Source organism: Fictibacillus iocasae (assembly GCF_042665465.1).
In the GTDB taxonomy this organism is placed as follows: Bacteria; Bacillota; Bacilli; order Bacillales; family Fictibacillaceae; genus Fictibacillus; species Fictibacillus iocasae.
Window position 1 is genome coordinate 133,128 of the sequence record NZ_JBHTCP010000012.1, and the last position, 16,281, is coordinate 149,408.

The 16,281-nt window shown below is 45.8% G+C and carries 18 protein-coding genes and 2 other annotated features; of the genes, 4 read left to right on the plus strand and 14 right to left on the minus strand.

Annotation, left to right across the window (positions count from 1 at the left end; all coding sequences use genetic code 11):
- Nucleotides 1-14: 14 nt before the first annotated feature.
- Nucleotides 15-512, minus strand: a complete 498-nt coding sequence (locus tag ACFQPF_RS06555) for a dUTP diphosphatase (protein ID WP_379747790.1) — start codon at nt 510-512, stop codon at nt 15-17.
- 220 nt (nt 513-732) lie between these two features.
- Here ACFQPF_RS06555 and ACFQPF_RS06560 point away from each other — a divergent pair, with 220 nt between their 5' ends.
- Nucleotides 733-2,070: a S8 family serine peptidase gene (locus ACFQPF_RS06560; protein WP_379747792.1), complete on the plus strand. Its 1,338-nt coding sequence runs from the start codon at nt 733-735 to the stop codon at nt 2,068-2,070.
- A gap of 95 nt (nt 2,071-2,165) precedes the next feature.
- Here the strand turns inward: ACFQPF_RS06560 and ACFQPF_RS06565 are convergent, their stop codons facing one another.
- Complete coding sequence (locus ACFQPF_RS06565) at nt 2,166-2,744, minus strand: TVP38/TMEM64 family protein (RefSeq protein ID WP_379747794.1); 579 nt, start codon at nt 2,742-2,744, stop codon at nt 2,166-2,168.
- A 135-nt stretch (nt 2,745-2,879) separates the two neighbouring features.
- On the opposite strand from ACFQPF_RS06565, the gene ACFQPF_RS06570 reads away from it, so the two are divergent.
- The gene (locus ACFQPF_RS06570) at nt 2,880-4,229 is read left to right on the plus strand and encodes a cytochrome ubiquinol oxidase subunit I (protein ID WP_379747796.1); all 1,350 of its coding nucleotides are present in this window, start codon (nt 2,880-2,882) and stop codon (nt 4,227-4,229) included.
- A gap of 16 nt (nt 4,230-4,245) precedes the next feature.
- A complete protein-coding gene (locus ACFQPF_RS06575; protein WP_379747798.1) occupies nt 4,246-5,271 on the plus strand; it encodes a cytochrome d ubiquinol oxidase subunit II in 1,026 nt (341 codons plus the stop codon).
- A gap of 1 nt (nt 5,272) precedes the next feature.
- Here the strand turns inward: ACFQPF_RS06575 and ACFQPF_RS06580 are convergent, their stop codons facing one another.
- From ACFQPF_RS06580 to ACFQPF_RS06620, 9 genes are all read right to left on the minus strand, one after another.
- A complete protein-coding gene (locus ACFQPF_RS06580; protein WP_379747800.1) occupies nt 5,273-5,524 on the minus strand; it encodes a DUF1294 domain-containing protein in 252 nt (83 codons plus the stop codon).
- Nucleotides 5,525-5,587: 63 nt separating this feature from the next.
- Nucleotides 5,588-5,947 (minus strand): 50S ribosomal protein L20, encoded by a 360-nt coding sequence (gene rplT, locus ACFQPF_RS06585; protein ID WP_379747802.1) that lies wholly within the window; start codon nt 5,945-5,947, stop codon nt 5,588-5,590.
- Nucleotides 5,948-5,976: 29 nt separating this feature from the next.
- Nucleotides 5,977-6,180 (minus strand): 50S ribosomal protein L35, encoded by a 204-nt coding sequence (gene rpmI, locus ACFQPF_RS06590; RefSeq protein ID WP_094252255.1) that lies wholly within the window; start codon nt 6,178-6,180, stop codon nt 5,977-5,979.
- Nucleotides 6,181-6,203: 23 nt separating this feature from the next.
- Nucleotides 6,204-6,707, minus strand: a complete 504-nt coding sequence (infC, locus tag ACFQPF_RS06595) for a translation initiation factor IF-3 (RefSeq protein ID WP_379747805.1) — start codon at nt 6,705-6,707, stop codon at nt 6,204-6,206.
- A gap of 60 nt (nt 6,708-6,767) precedes the next feature.
- Nucleotides 6,768-6,898 (minus strand) — a sequence feature (ribosomal protein L20 leader region).
- A gap of 784 nt (nt 6,899-7,682) precedes the next feature.
- Nucleotides 7,683-9,590 carry a threonine--tRNA ligase gene (thrS, locus tag ACFQPF_RS06600; RefSeq protein WP_379747808.1) on the minus strand — a complete coding sequence of 636 codons (1,908 nt, stop codon included), beginning with the start codon at nt 9,588-9,590 and terminating at the stop codon, nt 7,683-7,685.
- A 53-nt stretch (nt 9,591-9,643) separates the two neighbouring features.
- Nucleotides 9,644-9,870, minus strand: a binding site (T-box leader).
- A gap of 66 nt (nt 9,871-9,936) precedes the next feature.
- The gene (gene ytxC / locus ACFQPF_RS06605; protein WP_379747851.1) at nt 9,937-10,764 is read right to left on the minus strand and encodes a sporulation protein YtxC; all 828 of its coding nucleotides are present in this window, start codon (nt 10,762-10,764) and stop codon (nt 9,937-9,939) included.
- Nucleotides 10,765-10,902: 138 nt separating this feature from the next.
- Nucleotides 10,903-11,559 (minus strand): amino acid ABC transporter permease, encoded by a 657-nt coding sequence (locus ACFQPF_RS06610; RefSeq protein WP_379747810.1) that lies wholly within the window; start codon nt 11,557-11,559, stop codon nt 10,903-10,905.
- Between the two features lie 17 nt (nt 11,560-11,576).
- On the minus strand, nt 11,577-12,353 hold the full coding sequence (locus ACFQPF_RS06615; RefSeq protein ID WP_379747812.1) for a basic amino acid ABC transporter substrate-binding protein: 777 nt from the start codon (nt 12,351-12,353) through the stop codon (nt 11,577-11,579).
- 118 nt (nt 12,354-12,471) lie between these two features.
- Nucleotides 12,472-13,194 (minus strand): Crp/Fnr family transcriptional regulator, encoded by a 723-nt coding sequence (locus tag ACFQPF_RS06620; protein ID WP_379747814.1) that lies wholly within the window; start codon nt 13,192-13,194, stop codon nt 12,472-12,474.
- A gap of 154 nt (nt 13,195-13,348) precedes the next feature.
- On the opposite strand from ACFQPF_RS06620, the gene ACFQPF_RS06625 reads away from it, so the two are divergent.
- The gene (locus tag ACFQPF_RS06625) at nt 13,349-13,861 is read left to right on the plus strand and encodes a hypothetical protein (RefSeq protein ID WP_379747816.1); all 513 of its coding nucleotides are present in this window, start codon (nt 13,349-13,351) and stop codon (nt 13,859-13,861) included.
- Nucleotides 13,862-14,001: 140 nt separating this feature from the next.
- Here the strand turns inward: ACFQPF_RS06625 and ACFQPF_RS06630 are convergent, their stop codons facing one another.
- Genes ACFQPF_RS06630 through ACFQPF_RS06640 form a run of 3 tightly spaced genes read right to left on the minus strand, consistent with a single transcriptional unit; the run spans nt 14,002 to nt 16,262 of the window.
- Nucleotides 14,002-15,633, minus strand: coding sequence for a b(o/a)3-type cytochrome-c oxidase subunit 1 (locus ACFQPF_RS06630; RefSeq protein WP_379747818.1), 1,632 nt, complete (start codon nt 15,631-15,633; stop codon nt 14,002-14,004).
- Nucleotides 15,630-16,100: a cytochrome c oxidase subunit II gene (locus tag ACFQPF_RS06635; protein WP_379747820.1), complete on the minus strand. Its 471-nt coding sequence runs from the start codon at nt 16,098-16,100 to the stop codon at nt 15,630-15,632. Before ACFQPF_RS06635 ends, ACFQPF_RS06630 begins: the two co-directional genes overlap by 4 nt.
- A gap of 12 nt (nt 16,101-16,112) precedes the next feature.
- Nucleotides 16,113-16,262, minus strand: coding sequence for a cytochrome c oxidase subunit 2A (locus ACFQPF_RS06640; RefSeq protein WP_379747822.1), 150 nt, complete (start codon nt 16,260-16,262; stop codon nt 16,113-16,115).
- Between the last annotated feature and the right edge of the window lie 19 nt (nt 16,263-16,281).

Genomic DNA, 16,281 nt, shown 5'->3' on the forward strand with positions numbered 1-16,281 from the left:
ACCCCCTCCATTTTTTAATACCCGCTGTCCTGTCGGGCATGGTTAACTTCGTTTTTCTTTAAATAGCTCTCCTCGATTTGCTCATAGGTGAATCCTAATGCCTCTCCAAGAATGATGTACTTTTCAAAAAGCAGCAAACCCGATTCGATCAGCCGGTGCTCTGCCAGCTTACTTGTATGTTCATATAAACCTAAGAAATGGTCTGTAATGATGTCATTGTCTTCTTTTTCTGTTCGTTCTGTTGGCAGTGTCAGCGCCTCTATACCGAGGTCTAAGCATATGGACAGGACAAAATGGAGACCATCCACGTACTCCTCCAATATCTCGTTTTCCTCAGAGGCGGGCTTCATGCTCCAGTATTTGAAGCTTCTCGTCTCATTGGCAAGCTCCCCGAGTTCAACCAAAAACGCAAGCAGCCGCTTTTTATATAATTCTTCATTCTTCAGGTTATGCTCACGTAAAATGCGCTCATTTAAATTTCTCTGCATGTTCATCAGCATTTTTATATTCATACCATCCACATCCTCTCAATCGTATTATAACAAAACGGTCTTCTAAAAAATCTTCTTCCATTCACAACTAGCTAAAACTTAAGTTGTATTGGTATACAACCAAATCATTTAGCGGTACTACTATTTAAATACATGAAATTCGTTCTTATGTTTAATTTTCAAAAAATCATTTATCTCTTACACTTATAAAAAAGTCTGAAAATTCAATAAGGGAGAGAATATGATGAAAAAAATATGGTCCACAGCGTTAGCTTTCAGTCTCGCAGCTGCCGTATTCGGAGGCACATCCGAAGACCCCGTTTCTGCCGCTTCTACCGTTGAAGTAGATCCTGCATTAAAATCCGTGCTAACAAAGCTAGGTGACAGCCAGACAATTGAAGCGGTTGTCACTTATCCCTCTATTCCATCGTTGGCAAACGTCGCCCAGCTAAAATCGTTAGGCTTAGAAGCACATACCTTTGACGAACTGCCGATGGCTGCTGTTAGAGGAACAAAGCTGGAGGTGCTCAGTCTGCTAGGAGCTTCAATTGGAGCTGATTCTATCTATTTGAACAAAACTCTTGAATACAAAATGAGAGACACTCGTGCTCTGATAGGTGCTGAACGCGTGTGGAACGAGCTTGGCGTGACAGGAAAAGGCACAACCGTCGCGGTCATTGACTCTGGGATCGATGCGACGCACGAAGACTTGCCGATGGGAGAGAAGGTTGTTCAAAACGTGAAATTCCTGGTTGGCTCTTCCCTTTTCTCAGATTCTTCTGATGCTCTGTATTTGGAAAATGTTCCGAACACCGATACTTCATCAGGACATGGAACTCACGTTGCGGGAACAATTGCCGGTCTTGGCACGGCAAGTGACGGATTGTATAAGGGCATCGCTCCAGATGCGAAGCTTGTGGGCCTGAGCACAGGGGAAGCCATCAACATCTTTTGGGCTCTTGAAGCCTTCGATTATGCCATTGAAAACAAAGACAAATACAGCATTGATGTGATCAGCAATTCCTGGGGAACAACAGGGGAATATTCCGCGAAGGACCCGATCAACGTCGCCTCTAAAGCAGCACACGATGCTGGCATGGTCGTGACATTTGCTGCCGGAAATGAAGGACCGGATGATAATACACTGAACCCGTATTCTGCTGCTCCGTGGGTCATTTCAGTCGCGGCTGGAACGAAAGACAAGCAGCTCGCTGACTTCTCTTCACGCGGAGTCAAAGGGGACAGCCTGTTGCATCCAGACATTACGGCACCTGGTCAGGATATCGTGTCCACCAAGTCCAAGACGGGACTTGTCATGAATGGCTTAGGCACGGTAAAAGATGTGAATTATATCGCCCCAGAACACATCCCTTATTACACAACAGCAAGCGGAACAAGTATGGCCACACCGCATATTTCAGGAGTCGCGGCTCTTATGCTTCAAGCAAACAGTACCCTGACTCCTGACCAAATTCTGCAGACGCTTCAAAGCACAGCCGATCCGATGCCTGGCTATGAATACCATGAAGTCGGCTCCGGCTATGTGAACGCATACAAGGCAGTGCTCTCCGTAAAATAACGCAAACAAAATCGGGGTCCGGTACCTATCCTGCGACCAAACCTTAATTCGCGGTTTGGTCACAGGCGGTACCGGACCCCGTTCTTTACCGTTCTTTATGCCGCTTCCTTCTCAAAAAAATCTTCCCACTTGATGACCCACTGGCGCTTGCGAAGCAGATAAAATAACACACTGAGACACACTAGCGCCGCTGCACCGCTGAGGATAGAGAGCGAGGCTATTACCGTTCCCATTGACGAATACAGGACTGCAAGCGGAATGTTCGATAGCACACTTACTTTCGCATATTCTTTCATGTTACCTGTCATCTCAAGCAAACAGAGCGATAAGAGATGAAAATGAACGAACGGAATGAGTTTCAATATCGCAATCTGGCTCACTGAAAAGGGCACTTGTTTGCCCACCCATTTTCTCCGCACATCCCGCACTTTTTTCATCCACGCAGGCAAGCAAGTAATCGTCATATAAAACAGCAGGCTCGACAGGCTGATGCCGATAATCGAATACAGCGTCCCTTCTGCTGCTCCGAAAATCACTCCTCCTGACAGACAAAGAATCCCGACCGGAATAAAGAAAAACTGCCGGAACGCCTGAATCAAGATAAAAACGGCCGGAGCGAACACCCCGCTCCACTGAACTGCTTGCATGACGCTCTCTATCGCTTCATGCACCACTTTACTCACCCCTTTAGGCGAGTTTATGACAGCAGACGAGCAGTATATGCAAAAAAAACGAATAATAAATCCCTTCTTTTGACAAGTTATACATAGGTTAACAATACGTCATATTTGTTTCAATGGAGGGTTTTTATGGATACGGTCATTTTAGCAAGATCTTTTTTTGGCACCTCGCTTGGTTTTCATATTATTTTCGCTACACTCGGAGTCGGTCTGCCTCTCATGATCGTGATCGCTGAAATCCTTCACCTGACAAGAAACGATAAGCACTATTCCATCATGGCAAAAAGATGGACAAAAGCCTTTGCCGTCTTGCTTGGTGTGGCGATTCCGTCTGGTACGATCGTAGGCGTCCAGCTGTCACTGCTTTGGCCAGGTTTTATGGAGATCGTTGGAAAAGTCATTTCACTTCCCTTTCAAATCGAGATTTTCGCCTTTTTTATCGAGGCGCTGTTCATGTCCATCTACGTATACGCGGCGGACCGACTGCCGCGGTATTTCAGGATCATTTCCGTAATCATCGTCGCCCTCGGTTCCGTTGCATCTGCCATATTAATCACAGCGGTCAACACGTGGATGAACACACCTGATGGCTTCAAAATCAAATCAGACGGCACCATTTACGACGTACAGCCTTGGGACGCGTTTTTTAATCCGAGCTTCGTCTCCTCGGCAGCGCATGTTGCCATTACAGCCTATATGACAGGGGCGTTCGCGGTCGCATCCGTCGCCGCGTTCAAGCTCATGAAAAAACAAAGCCAGGACGAAGCCGCCTATCACCGGAAAGGATTGCTGCTTTCTCTTGCCGTCGCGTTTACAATGAGCTTCTTATCGAGCATATCCGGTCATCATTCGGCTCAGATCCTGCACCAGCACTCCCCGGAAAAACTAGCAGCGGCAGAAGGGCTGTTTGAGACTACCAGATATGCGCCTTTGGCGATCGGTGGCTATACGGATCCTGAAACAGAATCAGTGAAATATGGCATTGAGATTCCATGGCTCCTCAGCTGGCTTGCCGGCGGAACGTTTGATACAGAAGTAAAAGGGCTTTATGAGTTCCCTCGGGAAACATGGCCTCCTGCATATGTGCACACCTTATTTAACTTGATGGTAGGAATAGGCAGTATGCTGCTCGCACTAGCAGCAGCGGCACTTGCTTATTGGTGGTTTTTTGTCCGAAAAAAAGAACAAGAAAATCGCTTTCCGAAATGGCTGCTGTGGACACTTGTTTTCTCCGGTCCTCTCTCTATGCTTTGCATTGAATTCGGCTGGGTTTTCAGCTGCAGCGGCAGGCAGCCGTGGACGATCTACCGCGTGCAGACAACAGCAGAGGCTGCGACCAAGGCAGCCGATCTTGGCCCTTTATTCGCCCTTTTCCTTCTTCTTTACGTCACACTCGGCGTACTGACAATCTTAATTTTACGCGCTTATTTCAAGCGCAATCCGGTTTCTAAAGATCTCGCTAAAGCAAGTCCTTATTAGAAAGGAGGAACCACAATTGAGCGAACAAGTAATGGCGATTCTTATCATGTGGACGTTCATTTTCGTATACAGCATTTTTGGATCGATCGATTTCGGATCCGGCTTCTGGGCGATGGTCTATAACAAACACTCCAGCATGGCAGGCAAGATCGCCAACCGTTTTCTCTCACCCACGTGGGAAGTGACGAACGTCTTTCTCGTGCTGCTTGTCGTAGCGTTTGTCGGTTTCTTTCCAAAAGGAGCCTACACACTCGGCACAGTCATGCTCGTCCCCGTCAGCTTGATCTTATTCCTGCTTGCGATCAGGAGTGCATTTATGGTGTTTTCCTATTCGGTTCAAGGGTACAGACGGACGATGTTCATCATTTCTGGCATTTCCGGTCTTTTGATCCCTTCCCTTCTGATCGCAGTACTTCCAATCAGTCAGGGCGGATTTATCGAACAAGCGGGCGGCACTGAATCTCTGTTGCTCGGCAAACTGCTTACCAGCCCTTCCCTTTATATGTACGTCCTATTCGGACTAGCTTCCGAGCTTTTTCTGTCTTCCTTGTTTTTGGCTGATTATTCCCGTGTCTCCAATAACGAGAAGGCTTACCGTCTGTTTAGGGAGAACGCGATCCTGCTCGGACCGCTCACATTAATCGCAGCTGTCATCACGCTATGGTTCATCAACCCAGAAGCAAAATGGCTCGTGAACAATCTGTACGAACAGAAAATCTGGTTCATCCTGTCCTTTATCGCTTTTCTTTTCTCTTACGCCTGCCTTTGGTGGCCAAAAGGAAAAAGGCCGGGCATAGGCCGGCCTCGATTCGCTCTTTTAGGTGTAGTCACACAATATGGGCTCGCTAGCTACGGTTACGGAATGGCGCACCTTCCGTACATCGTCTATCCCGACTTGACCATTTATGAAGCCTTCACTGCAAAAGAGACGTTTTATTCCCTTATGATTATGTATGGTGTGGGTATGGCGATTCTCACACCCGGTTTTTATATATTCTGGCGCCTGTTCTTAAAAGATAAGCGTTATTTGCAGCAGGAATAGATTATAAAAACAAGCCGGCAACAAACATCGTCACTACACTAAGTAAAGGAATGCCTGTTGCAAACGAGGTATGCTTCGTTTTATGGCGTTTCTTTTTCATGCACAGCCACATTCCTGGTGCTCCGCCAATCAAAGCAAACATCCAAAGCGTCGCCTCTGGCGTTCTCCATTCGCCTTTTTGCGCCGCTTCTTTATCTTTTTTCATAATCTGATATGCCGCGGCGTTCATGATGATCAAATAAAGGAACAGCACAATCTCATTTCCCTTCTAAAAAAAAGAGATCATTCTTAAGAATGATCTCTCTTCTGATACTACTTAAGCTTTAAGGCTTTCTTTTGCTTTAGAAGCAAGTTCAGCAAATGCTTGGCTGTCAGAAATCGCGATTTCAGAAAGCATCTTACGGTTGATGTCAATGCCAGCAACCTTAAGACCGTGCATTAGACGGCTGTAAGAAAGACCGTTTGTACGTGCAGCTGCGTTGATACGCGTGATCCAAAGCTTACGGAAGTCGCGCTTCTTCTGGCGGCGGTCACGGTAAGCATACATTAATGATTTGAAAACTTGCTGTTGAGCAACTTTAAATAATTTATGTTTGGAACCGAAATAACCTTTAGCTAATTTCAATACTTTTTTACGACGACGGCGTGTTACGTAGCCACCTTTTACTCTTGGCATAGTGAAAACCTCCTATAATTTAAGTTCGATTAACGTTTCTTGTAAGTAAGCAAAGTGCGGATGCGCTTGTAATCACCGCTGTGCACGAGCTTCGCTTTGCGGAGCTTACGCTTTGCTTTAGTCGACTTGTTCGCAAACAAGTGGGAAGTGTACGCACGCGCACGCTTCAATTTACCTGATCCTGTCTTTTTAAAGCGCTTAGCAGCACCTTTATGAGTTTTCATTTTAGGCATGATTGGATTCCTCCCTGGTAAAATTATTTTTCAGCTTTAGGTGCTAGAATTAAGAACATGCTGCGGCCTTCCATCTTAGGGTGCTGTTCCACCGTAGAGACATCCTCGCATTCCTTAGCTAGTTTCTCTAAAACCGTTTTCCCGATTTGCGAGTGCGTGATCGCACGTCCGCGGAATCGGATGCTTGCCTTTACTTTGTCACCTTTTTCAAGGAACTTTCGGGCATTTCTAAGCTTCGTATTAAAATCGTTTTCCTCGATTGTCGGGCTTAGACGAATTTCTTTTGTCGTAATGATCTTTTGGTTTTTACGCGCTTCACGATCCTTACGCTGCTGCTCGTACTTGAACTTTCCATAGTCCATGATTCGGCATACAGGCGGCTTTGCAGCAGCTGCTACAAGTACAAGGTCAAGATTTGCGTTTGCCGCAATATCAAGAGCTTCCTGGCGGGATTTAATACCGAGCTGGCTTCCATCCGCACCGATCAGTCTGACTTCGCGTGCACGAATTCCATCATTGACAGACATGTCCTTACTAATAGTAAGTCACCTCCAAATTAGTACTGGATACTATGTACCCAATGTATACAAATAAAAAAAGCGTCGGCGCATAATCCACCCACACGAATAATCGGCACAATTGCCTTTTAACGTTTTCTTACCCGGCAGCTGCCATTTGGCGCCAATCAGGTGAGAAGCGGGTGCTTCTGCTTGAAACAATGCTTTATTTTATTATAACAGTACATACTATACCACTTGAAGTGTGTCTCTGTCAACGAAACATATAAATAACTTTCACAACGAGATTAATTGTACGAAACTTCCGAGAAGAATGCAATACTTTTTTTAACGAAAAATTATGTATGTATTGTTAAGGATTCAAGAAGAGGTTGATTTCCGTTACAGGTGCACGCTTTCCGCGGGGTGAGCGGTGAGCCCCTTCGTCGCAAGCGCCATTGAAGGGTCTCACCTGCATCACTCATCCCGCAGGAGTCGGCACCTTTCACTCCAATCAACCCTACTCAAGAAGAAATCAAGCTGCTCCAACAAGATGCCTCAAACTTTTCAGCGTTCCACAATAAAGTTTATTATCCCGAAGGGCATAACATCACGGTACCATCCCGCAAGAAGAAAGCTTCGAAGAACATGTTCGCCACACTCCGCCAAAGAACCAAACCAACCCAAAAAATTTATTAGTCCAAACCATTCTATACAACCAAAACCAGCTTTTGCTTCCCCGCGGCCCACAGTTTCCCACAGCGGGGTCCGGTACCGATAAAGGTCTCCATTATACCGAAGGTCATAATCTCGGTACCGGACCTCAGGTTAGCTTCGAAGAACATGTTCGCACTTATTATGTCTAAGAACTAAATTACATCTCGGTACCACACCCAGATGGTTCAAAACATCATTGAACATGTTCGCCACACTTCGCCCAAGAACCAAAACTAAAACCAACCACAAAGAAACCGCCATTCGAAAATGGCGGTTTCTTTGTGGTATTTACTTCTTCTCTGTAATAACTTCCATAACCATACTCTTGAATTGCTCGAAAGACATGGTTTCTGATTTTTGCTCTCCGTATTTACGTACGTTCACGGCGTTATCTGCGATTTCCTGATCGCCGAGCACGAGCATGTACGGGATTTTCTTCATTTGAGCTTCACGGATTTTATAGCCCATTTTTTCGTTGCGGTTGTCGATATCTACGCGGATTCCAGATTCTTTGAGTTCTGCCTGAAGCTTCTCCGCGTAGTCTTTGTGTACATCGGATACCGGGATCAGCTTCACTTGCACTGGAGCAAGCCATGCAGGGAACGCGCCGGCGAAGTGTTCGACCAGGATTCCGAGGAAACGGTCAATCGAACCGTAGATAGCACGGTGAATAACGACCGGACGCACTTTCTGGTTGTTTTCGTCTACATAAGACAGGTCGAATTTTTCTGGCATCTGGAAGTCGAGCTGGATTGTCGCACACTGGTGGCTGCGTTTGAGCGCATCTTTAATGTGAAAGTCGATCTTCGGCCCGTAAAACGCTCCGTCGCCTTCATTCAGGTGATACTTCATGCCAAGGTCTTCCAGCACATTTTTCAATGCGCCTTCTGCCTCATCCCACAGCCTGTCGTCTCCCATAGAATCTTCAGGGCGTGTGGAAAGCTCGACAGAATATTCAAAGCCGAACGTGCTATAAATTTTATCGACTAGACGGAACACGCTCTTGATCTCACTTTCGATTTGAGAAGGCGTCACAAAAATGTGCGCATCATCCTGACAGAACGTGCGGACACGGATCATTCCGTTAAGCGCGCCCGAATATTCGTGACGGTGCACTTGGCCGAACTCTGCCATTCTAACCGGAAGATCGCGGTATGAATGCAGCTTGTTTTTGAAGATTAGCATGTGGCCAGGGCAGTTCATAGGCTTCATCGCGAACTTCGTGTCATCTACTTCAGAGAAATACATGTTTTCATGATAGTGGTCCCAGTGTCCTGACTGCTCCCAAAGGCGCTGGTTCATCATGAACGGTGTGCGCACCTCGTCATAATCGGCTTTCATCTGCAGCTGTCGGGAGAAGCTTTCAAGCTCTGTACGGATGATCTGTCCGTTCGGAAGATAAAACGGCATACCTGGTGCTTCTTCAGAGAACATGAACAGTTCAAGTTCCTTTCCAAGCTTGCGGTGGTCGCGTTTTTGCGCTTCTTCAATAAAGTGGAGGTGTTCATCCAGCTCTTTCTGGTTCAAGAACGAGATGCCATAAATGCGCTGAAGCATCTGGTTGTCGCTGTTCCCTCTCCAATAAGCTCCGGATGTGCTCATCAGTTTGAAGGATTTCACCTTCCCTGTTGAAGGAACATGCGGACCGCGGCAAAGGTCAAAGAACTCACCCTGCTCGTAGATTGTGATGACCGCATCCTCAGGAAGGTCGCGAATCAGCTCAAGCTTCAAATGGTCGTTGATGCCTTCAAAGATGGCCATCGCCTCAGAACGGCTCACTTCTTTACGAACAAGGGGCAGGTTTTCGTTAACGATTTTCTTCATTTCTTTTTCGATAACCGGAAGATCCTCAGGTGTTAATGTGTGCTCCATGTCTACGTCGTAATAGAAGCCGTTCTCGATCACAGGACCGATTCCAAGCTTAACATCCGGATACAGCCTTTTTAACGCCTGTGCTAAAACGTGCGCGTTCGTATGGCGAGTCATTTCCAAACCTTCACTTGAATCATGCATGACGATTTCAATCGCTGCGTTGTTTTCAATAGGACGTGTGAAGTCATAAAGCTCACCGTCGATTTTGCCGGCTACGGCTTTCTTTTTTAAGCTTGGGCTGATGCTTTCTGCTACTTGTTCCGGCGTAACGCCGCTTTCGAATTCGCGGACTGAACCATCCGGAAATGTCAGTTGAATAGACATGATTTTCTCTCTCCTTTTTTTAAGTACAAAATAAAAAACACCCGTCCCTAAATAGAAGGGACGAGTGTTAAATCTCGCGGTTCCACCCTTGTTCCGCAAATAAAACCATCTGCGGCACTCGGACAGGGTAACGGCCTGCATCCGTCAGCGATTACTCCATACATGTTCACCGCTGAAGTTCAAAGGGGGTAAAGCCATTTTTCGTGTTAGGAAGCTTACAGCCAAGGCTTCCCTCTCTAAAAACCGTAAAAATGCTTCTTGTCCTTATCAAAACTGATAAAAAGATTTGATTGATATAAACATTATATGCACGATAATTAAGAAAATCAAGTGTATGGATGACAGTTTATGACTTTTTTCTGAGGTTTATACGTTTTTTCTTTTTTGGAAGGCATGACAGGTGCTGAAGAGACATTTTCTCTTCAAATATATTCTGTATCGTATGGAGGAGGGCATGATCAAAGTGCTCTGTGTAGACGGTAATCCTCTCAGGAGCTAGGGCAACAAGGGGACCGAGCACGCGTTCATCCAGGTCGATCTCTTTCGTGATTAACAGTGATTTCTCATACAGCTCGCTGATCTGCCCCTTCGAAAAAGGCTGCATCATACTGTCTAGCAGCAGAAAATCTCCATTATAAACGACCGTAACGTGTTTCTCATATGTCCGCTGCCTCTCCACACAGCGCCGAATATGGTCGATGAACATCTGATATTCCAGCTCCATCTTGTATTCATCGATCGCACATTCCGCATAGCTTCTCAGAATCGTGTCGTATTGTTTCAGCCTGAACATAATCACCGCTTCAAAATAAAACTCTTGCGGCGGGTTACTTAAGAATTTTCTCCAAGCATCGTATACATGAACCCCCAGTTCAGGCAACTGATGAACTTCAGGTATCCCCTCTATTTCACCGGAAATAAGGCTTTGTGCAACGGATGCAATCACGTTAGCTTCTTCTTCATTAAAAAGAAATTGATGCTGGATGATATGCAGCAGCTTTCGGCGCTCCAAAAGAGTTCGTGTGGTCTCCGCCATCATTTTTGCCAGTTTATCACCTACAGCTTCAGCTTCCATGCACCAGGGAGGCTCATCTTTCAACGCTTGTATGCCTGTCTTACTGTTCAATCTATTAAAAGCAGTTGCTGCTGCTTCTTGTTCTTGAAAATAAATCATGACCGTCAATAATAGTCCCTCCCCATACTGCTTCTGCTTTCAATATATGGGACCTGGTCATGAAACATGATTGATTCTTGTCCTGCACATAAAAAAAACACCCTTTGACAAAAAACATCAAGGGTGTGAGAACGAATCTTATTCGGCAACAAGCTTTTTTTCTACTTTTCCCAGTACGTAAGCAAGGCCGAGTGTCAGCATTAAATAGATGAAAGCTACTGTTAAAAATGGCTCCCATGGTTTATAATACTCTGCCATCATGGCGTTTCCCCAATACATAAGTTCTGGGAGCGCAAGAATGGAGGCTAAGGACGATTCTTTGATCAATACAATAAATTCATTGCCAAGCGGCGGAATCATCCGCTTGGAGGCTTGCGGCAGGATGATATGCCTCATCGCCTGACGGTGAGACATGCCGAGCGTCCTGGCCGCTTCCATCTGTCCTTTATCAATTGACTGGATGCCTGCGCGGAATATTTCCGCGATATAGGCCGCTGCGTTTAACGAAAGCGCAACAACGACAGACAGAAAGACCTTTGGCGGACTCATGAAAATCGGCATGAGAGCAGCGTGTATCAGAAGAAGCTGCACGAGCAGCGGTGTTCCCCTGAAAAACGTGATGTATGCCCGAAACGGAGCGCTGATCAGCTTGTTCGGCGACATTTTGCCAAGGCCGATAAAGAGGCCGAGTACGGTGCCGAAAACAATGCTGAGCAAGGAAATTAAAACGGTATAGCCGGCTCCCTTCAGGAAAAAGGGAGCATACTCGGCGATAAGTTGAATTGAATCACCCATGAAGCTTCACCTCTCGCCTATTTTTTCAAGACTTCAACATCTGGCTCCTCACCAAACCATTTTTTATAAATCTCCGCATACTTCCCACTTTCGATCACCTTTTTCAAGCCTTTGTTCACATCATCGACATGCTCCGATTTTTTCGGGAAGATAATGCCGTAAAATTCGCTTTCAAAGTTTGTCTTATCCTCAACCGACTTTACCTTTTTGTCAGGATTGTTTTTTACGTATTCTTGAACAACGCCATTATCAGCCACAACCGCTTCCACTTCACCGTTCATAAGCGATTGGATGGCCAGCACGTTGCTTTTGTATTTTTTAATGTTGCTGTTGTTTTTTCCGAACAGCTTCTCAAGTGCTTCCTGTCCTGTTGTTCCGTTCTGCACCCCAACATTCTTTCCTTCTAGATCTTTTGCTGACGTAATCTCAGAATCTTCTTTCGTCAAGATCATATTCACCGACTCAAAGTATGGATCTGAAAAGTCATACGTTTTCAATCGCTTATCATTAATGGTGATAGCCGAGATGCCAGCTTGTACTTCTTTGTTGTTCAATGACGTGAACAACGGTTCCCATCCGGTGTTTTTCACTTCGTATTCAACACCAGCCTCTTTCATGACCGCCTCAAGCAGTTCAATGTCAAAGCCTGTCATCTTTCCATCCTTCAAAAACTCAAATGGGGCATAAGCCGCGTCAGTCGCTACAATTACCTTCCCGTCTCCACTGTCTGAACATGCCGCTAGAAGAAGCATGGCCACCATCACAACTACTGAAAATACCGTCTGTTTTCTCATATTTATCCCCCTTTTTTAAAATCTACTTCTATTATACATAATTTTTCAGTTAAATAAGAAAATTCTAAATATTTTTTGTCACAAAAAGACGAGTGCATGATTCACACTCGTCTTTATTCTATATTCGGCAAATTACTTTCGGGCAATCCTCACAGTGGCAGGCTTCCTTTAAAAACGCTAAATCCGTGATGGTGATCGTACCATCGCTCTTTGTTTGGATAACCTTTTCTTTTTTCAGCTGGCTGAGCATCCGGTTCACTGTCTCTCTTGATGTCCCAACAAGCTCTGCTAGCTCGGTGTTCGTGAATTTATTTGACAGAACAATACCGTTTGGCGTCATTTTGCCATAGGAGTTGGAAAGGCGGATAAGCGTGGAGCATAGCGCTCCATTCTTCCCATACAGCATAAGATCTCTGAACTTGGAGCGAGTGATCTTGTGCATGATTCCCATCCAGCGCATGAACTCGACGGCTACATCGCCGTGCTGCCAAATCAATGTTTCCAGATCCTTCTGCTGGATGACACCAACTTCTGTGTCCCTCGAAGCCTTCGCACTGAAGCTATAACGTGCTTCACCGCTGTTGGCGATCTCACCAATCAAGTCACCATCCTGGAAGATGTACAAAACAAGCTCTTTTCCATCTTCATTCATCTTTGTTATTTTAATCTGCCCTTGCTTGACATAATAAAGCTTGTTGGCCGTATCGTCATCGAGAAACAAGTATTGATCTTTTTCAATCCTTTGGCTGTACATCACGTCTTTTAACAATTGAAACGTTTTATCTGAAAATATATCTGTATTTTGATATGCACAATAATTTTGGTCTTTACAGGCACCCACCGAAGCATCCCTCCCGGCTTTCATGTTTCCATTATAATCCACAAATTTTCTCTGTGGTGTGATTTTTGTCACACCTAATGTGTCAAATGTGTGAGAAATGATACAGCGCGTTCTTTCTCGTTTCAGTAGGATATGGATAAGGAGGTGATTTTTCATGACTTCTGCTGTCATTTTAACAGACGTAGACAAGGGTGTGATTTATCAAAATAGGAAGCCTGTGATTGTTGAGCAGATCCGCCATTTGAAACAGATGGTTCCGGAGGTGATGGTCATCACGGACTCACCGATGGACTATTTGCCGGCCGTACAGTCTGCCGCCCGAATACTAAGCTATTACAATCATAGAGGCAGCGTGCTTGCTGGTCTTCACACCGCGCTGACACTCTGTAAAGAAACCGACATCTGGCTGCTGCACGAAAGCATGGAGTGCCTGCCGAGGAAGAGTTTGCTCTATTATTTACAACAGGAAAAACAACAAGTTAAAGAGCCGGCTATTATTCTTCCGAACAAAAAGAGCGGCCCGTATTATGGGTTATATGATAAAAAGCTTCTTCCCATGCTTAATGATGCCCTTCAAAATGTCAACTCACTGGAGAATATCCTTGATTTCGCTTGCTATGCAAGACAGGCAAGAGGCGAGCTAGAATTCATGCAGATGAATAAGTAAAATAAAAAACAGCCGTTCGAATGGTGTTCTCATAACACCGCTCGACGGCTTTTATTTAATTAGCCCCCTTAAAAACAAGCATGAAACAGCCGGGGTCCGGTACGGTACCGGACCCCGGCTTGGACTTGCCGGCTTATTCATTACCAGAATTTATACCCTTGAGAGCCAGCAGGAGCGTGTTCGATCATGTGCCAAAACGGAACGGTATAAGCAATCAGGATAAGCGCTGCACTGATGCCGACCCACAGCTTCCAGTTTTCCAAAATGACCGGTGTTTTCACCGCAGCATCTTCCACCTCTCCGATCGGGAACTCTGTTTCTCCTTTTGGTGCTTGAAACGCTAGATAATAAGCGATATAGAGTACGAGCAGGATGGCAAGGAATAGAATCGTACCGCCAATCGCCATAACTGCTTGATACGGGATCCAGTCGACCGCCTGCGGGTGGTCGTTGTATGTCGTATACGCCGTACGCCTTGGTGCGCCGAACAGTCCGACCAAGTGCATAGCACCAGACATAAAGAACATGCCGACAGCCCACATCACTGTTTGGATGATACCGAGCTTATGCATTCTTTTTGTCAGTGTACGTCCTGATAAATAAGGAATGAGCCAATAGCTGATTCCAAAGAACGTTAGTGTTACAGAAGAAGCGACCGTCAAGTGAAAATGGCCGGTTACCCATAATGTATTATGAACGACCTGGTTCATCTGATGACTTGCGTTAATGATTCCGCCAGCGCCAGCCGGGATGAAGATCAGCATCCCCATCATCGGGGCAAAGAAACGCACATCGCTCCAAGGCAGCACTTTCAGCCAGCCGAAAATGCCTTTTGCTCCTTTTTTGCGTCCCGCTGTCTCAAATACAGCAAACATGGAGAAAGCAGTCATAAGAGACGGTATGATCACCATGAATGTGAGCACGACCTGAAAGAACTTCCATGTGTGCGAGATTCCCGGTTCAAGGAGCTGATGGTGGAAACCTACCGGGATACTGAACAGCAAGAACAATACGAATGACAATCTAGCGAGCGCGTCGCTGAAGATCTTGCCGCCAATGATTTTAGGGATGACCACATACCAGCACATATAAGCGGGAAGCAGCCAGAAATAAACGAGCGGGTGTCCGAAATACCAGAACAACGTGCGGCTGATCAGGATATCAATCTTCTCTACCCAGCCGAACGACCACGGAATGAACTGAAAAATGACTGCTGCCGCTACACCTAGTGTGGCAATAAACCACATGGCCATCGTCATTGATGCCATAAAGCTAAACAGCGGAGATAGTTTTTCCTTCGTTACTTGTTTCCAGATGTAATATTGTCTCCACATCGAAAAAGCACAAAGCCAGCTGCCTACGACTACGTGGACAAGCGCCACATAAAACCAAGGAGACGCCTGTAATGGGGCATAAAACGTGTAGAGGACCGTCGCCTTGTTTAACAAGATAAATACAGTAGCAAGACCTGTACCGAACGTCATCATCCAGAACCCGAGCCAGCCTGTTTTGTAGGGCACGACATACAATTCACCGAGCGTTTTGCTGATGCCCGCGTACAAAAAACCCATAATAAAGTATGTTGTAAAAATAAGAGCAAGAAGCACACCATGTGCGGTCAGCAGCTGATAATAGCCGATCCCGGCAGGAAGCTCGATGACACCGCCGCGAACAAGCGTCTGAAGCAGGCCAGCAGTGGCACCTAGAAATAAAGCGATAAAACTGACAAGAATAAACGATTGGCTCAACCGTGCGTCGCGTTTGGCAATCATGGTGTTACCTCCAGTGTGACAGCCATGACCTGATGGCCGGCACCGCAATATTCGTTGCAAAGAATTAAATACTTTCCGGGTTTCGTGAACGTCTGCTTGATCGTGCTCACATAACCGGGTGTGATCATCATGTTCACGTTTGTTGCAGGAATTTGAAATCCGTGTACCACATCCGTGCTCGTCACTTTAAATGTGACGGTTGAACCAGCAGGCACTTGAAGTTTTTGCGGTGTAAAGGTGAACGCCTGTGCCAGCATCACGGCTTCGTATTCTTTATTTCCTTTTTTGAAGAGCCCCGGTTTATCAAATGGCGCTGTCGCCGTTGCTGTTTTCGGGTCGAGTGTTTCCATGTGGCTCGGCGGGTGGCTGCCCATCGCGTAGGCGGACACACCGACGATGGATAAAAAAGCGACCAAGCAAACAGCTCCGAACCAGAGCCATAACTTTTCATACTTATGAATGTGCATGTTTCTTCCTCCTTACCGTGATAAATATAATGCGTATACCGCACTCCAGGATAAAATAATAAACAGTCCAAGCAGCATGACCGAAAACAGCGTACCTTTTAATTCTTGTTCTTTTGTTTCTTTCTTTGTCTTCTTGTGCTTGTTCGTTTCGATCTGAGGCATCCACGTTCCCTCCTTCGTT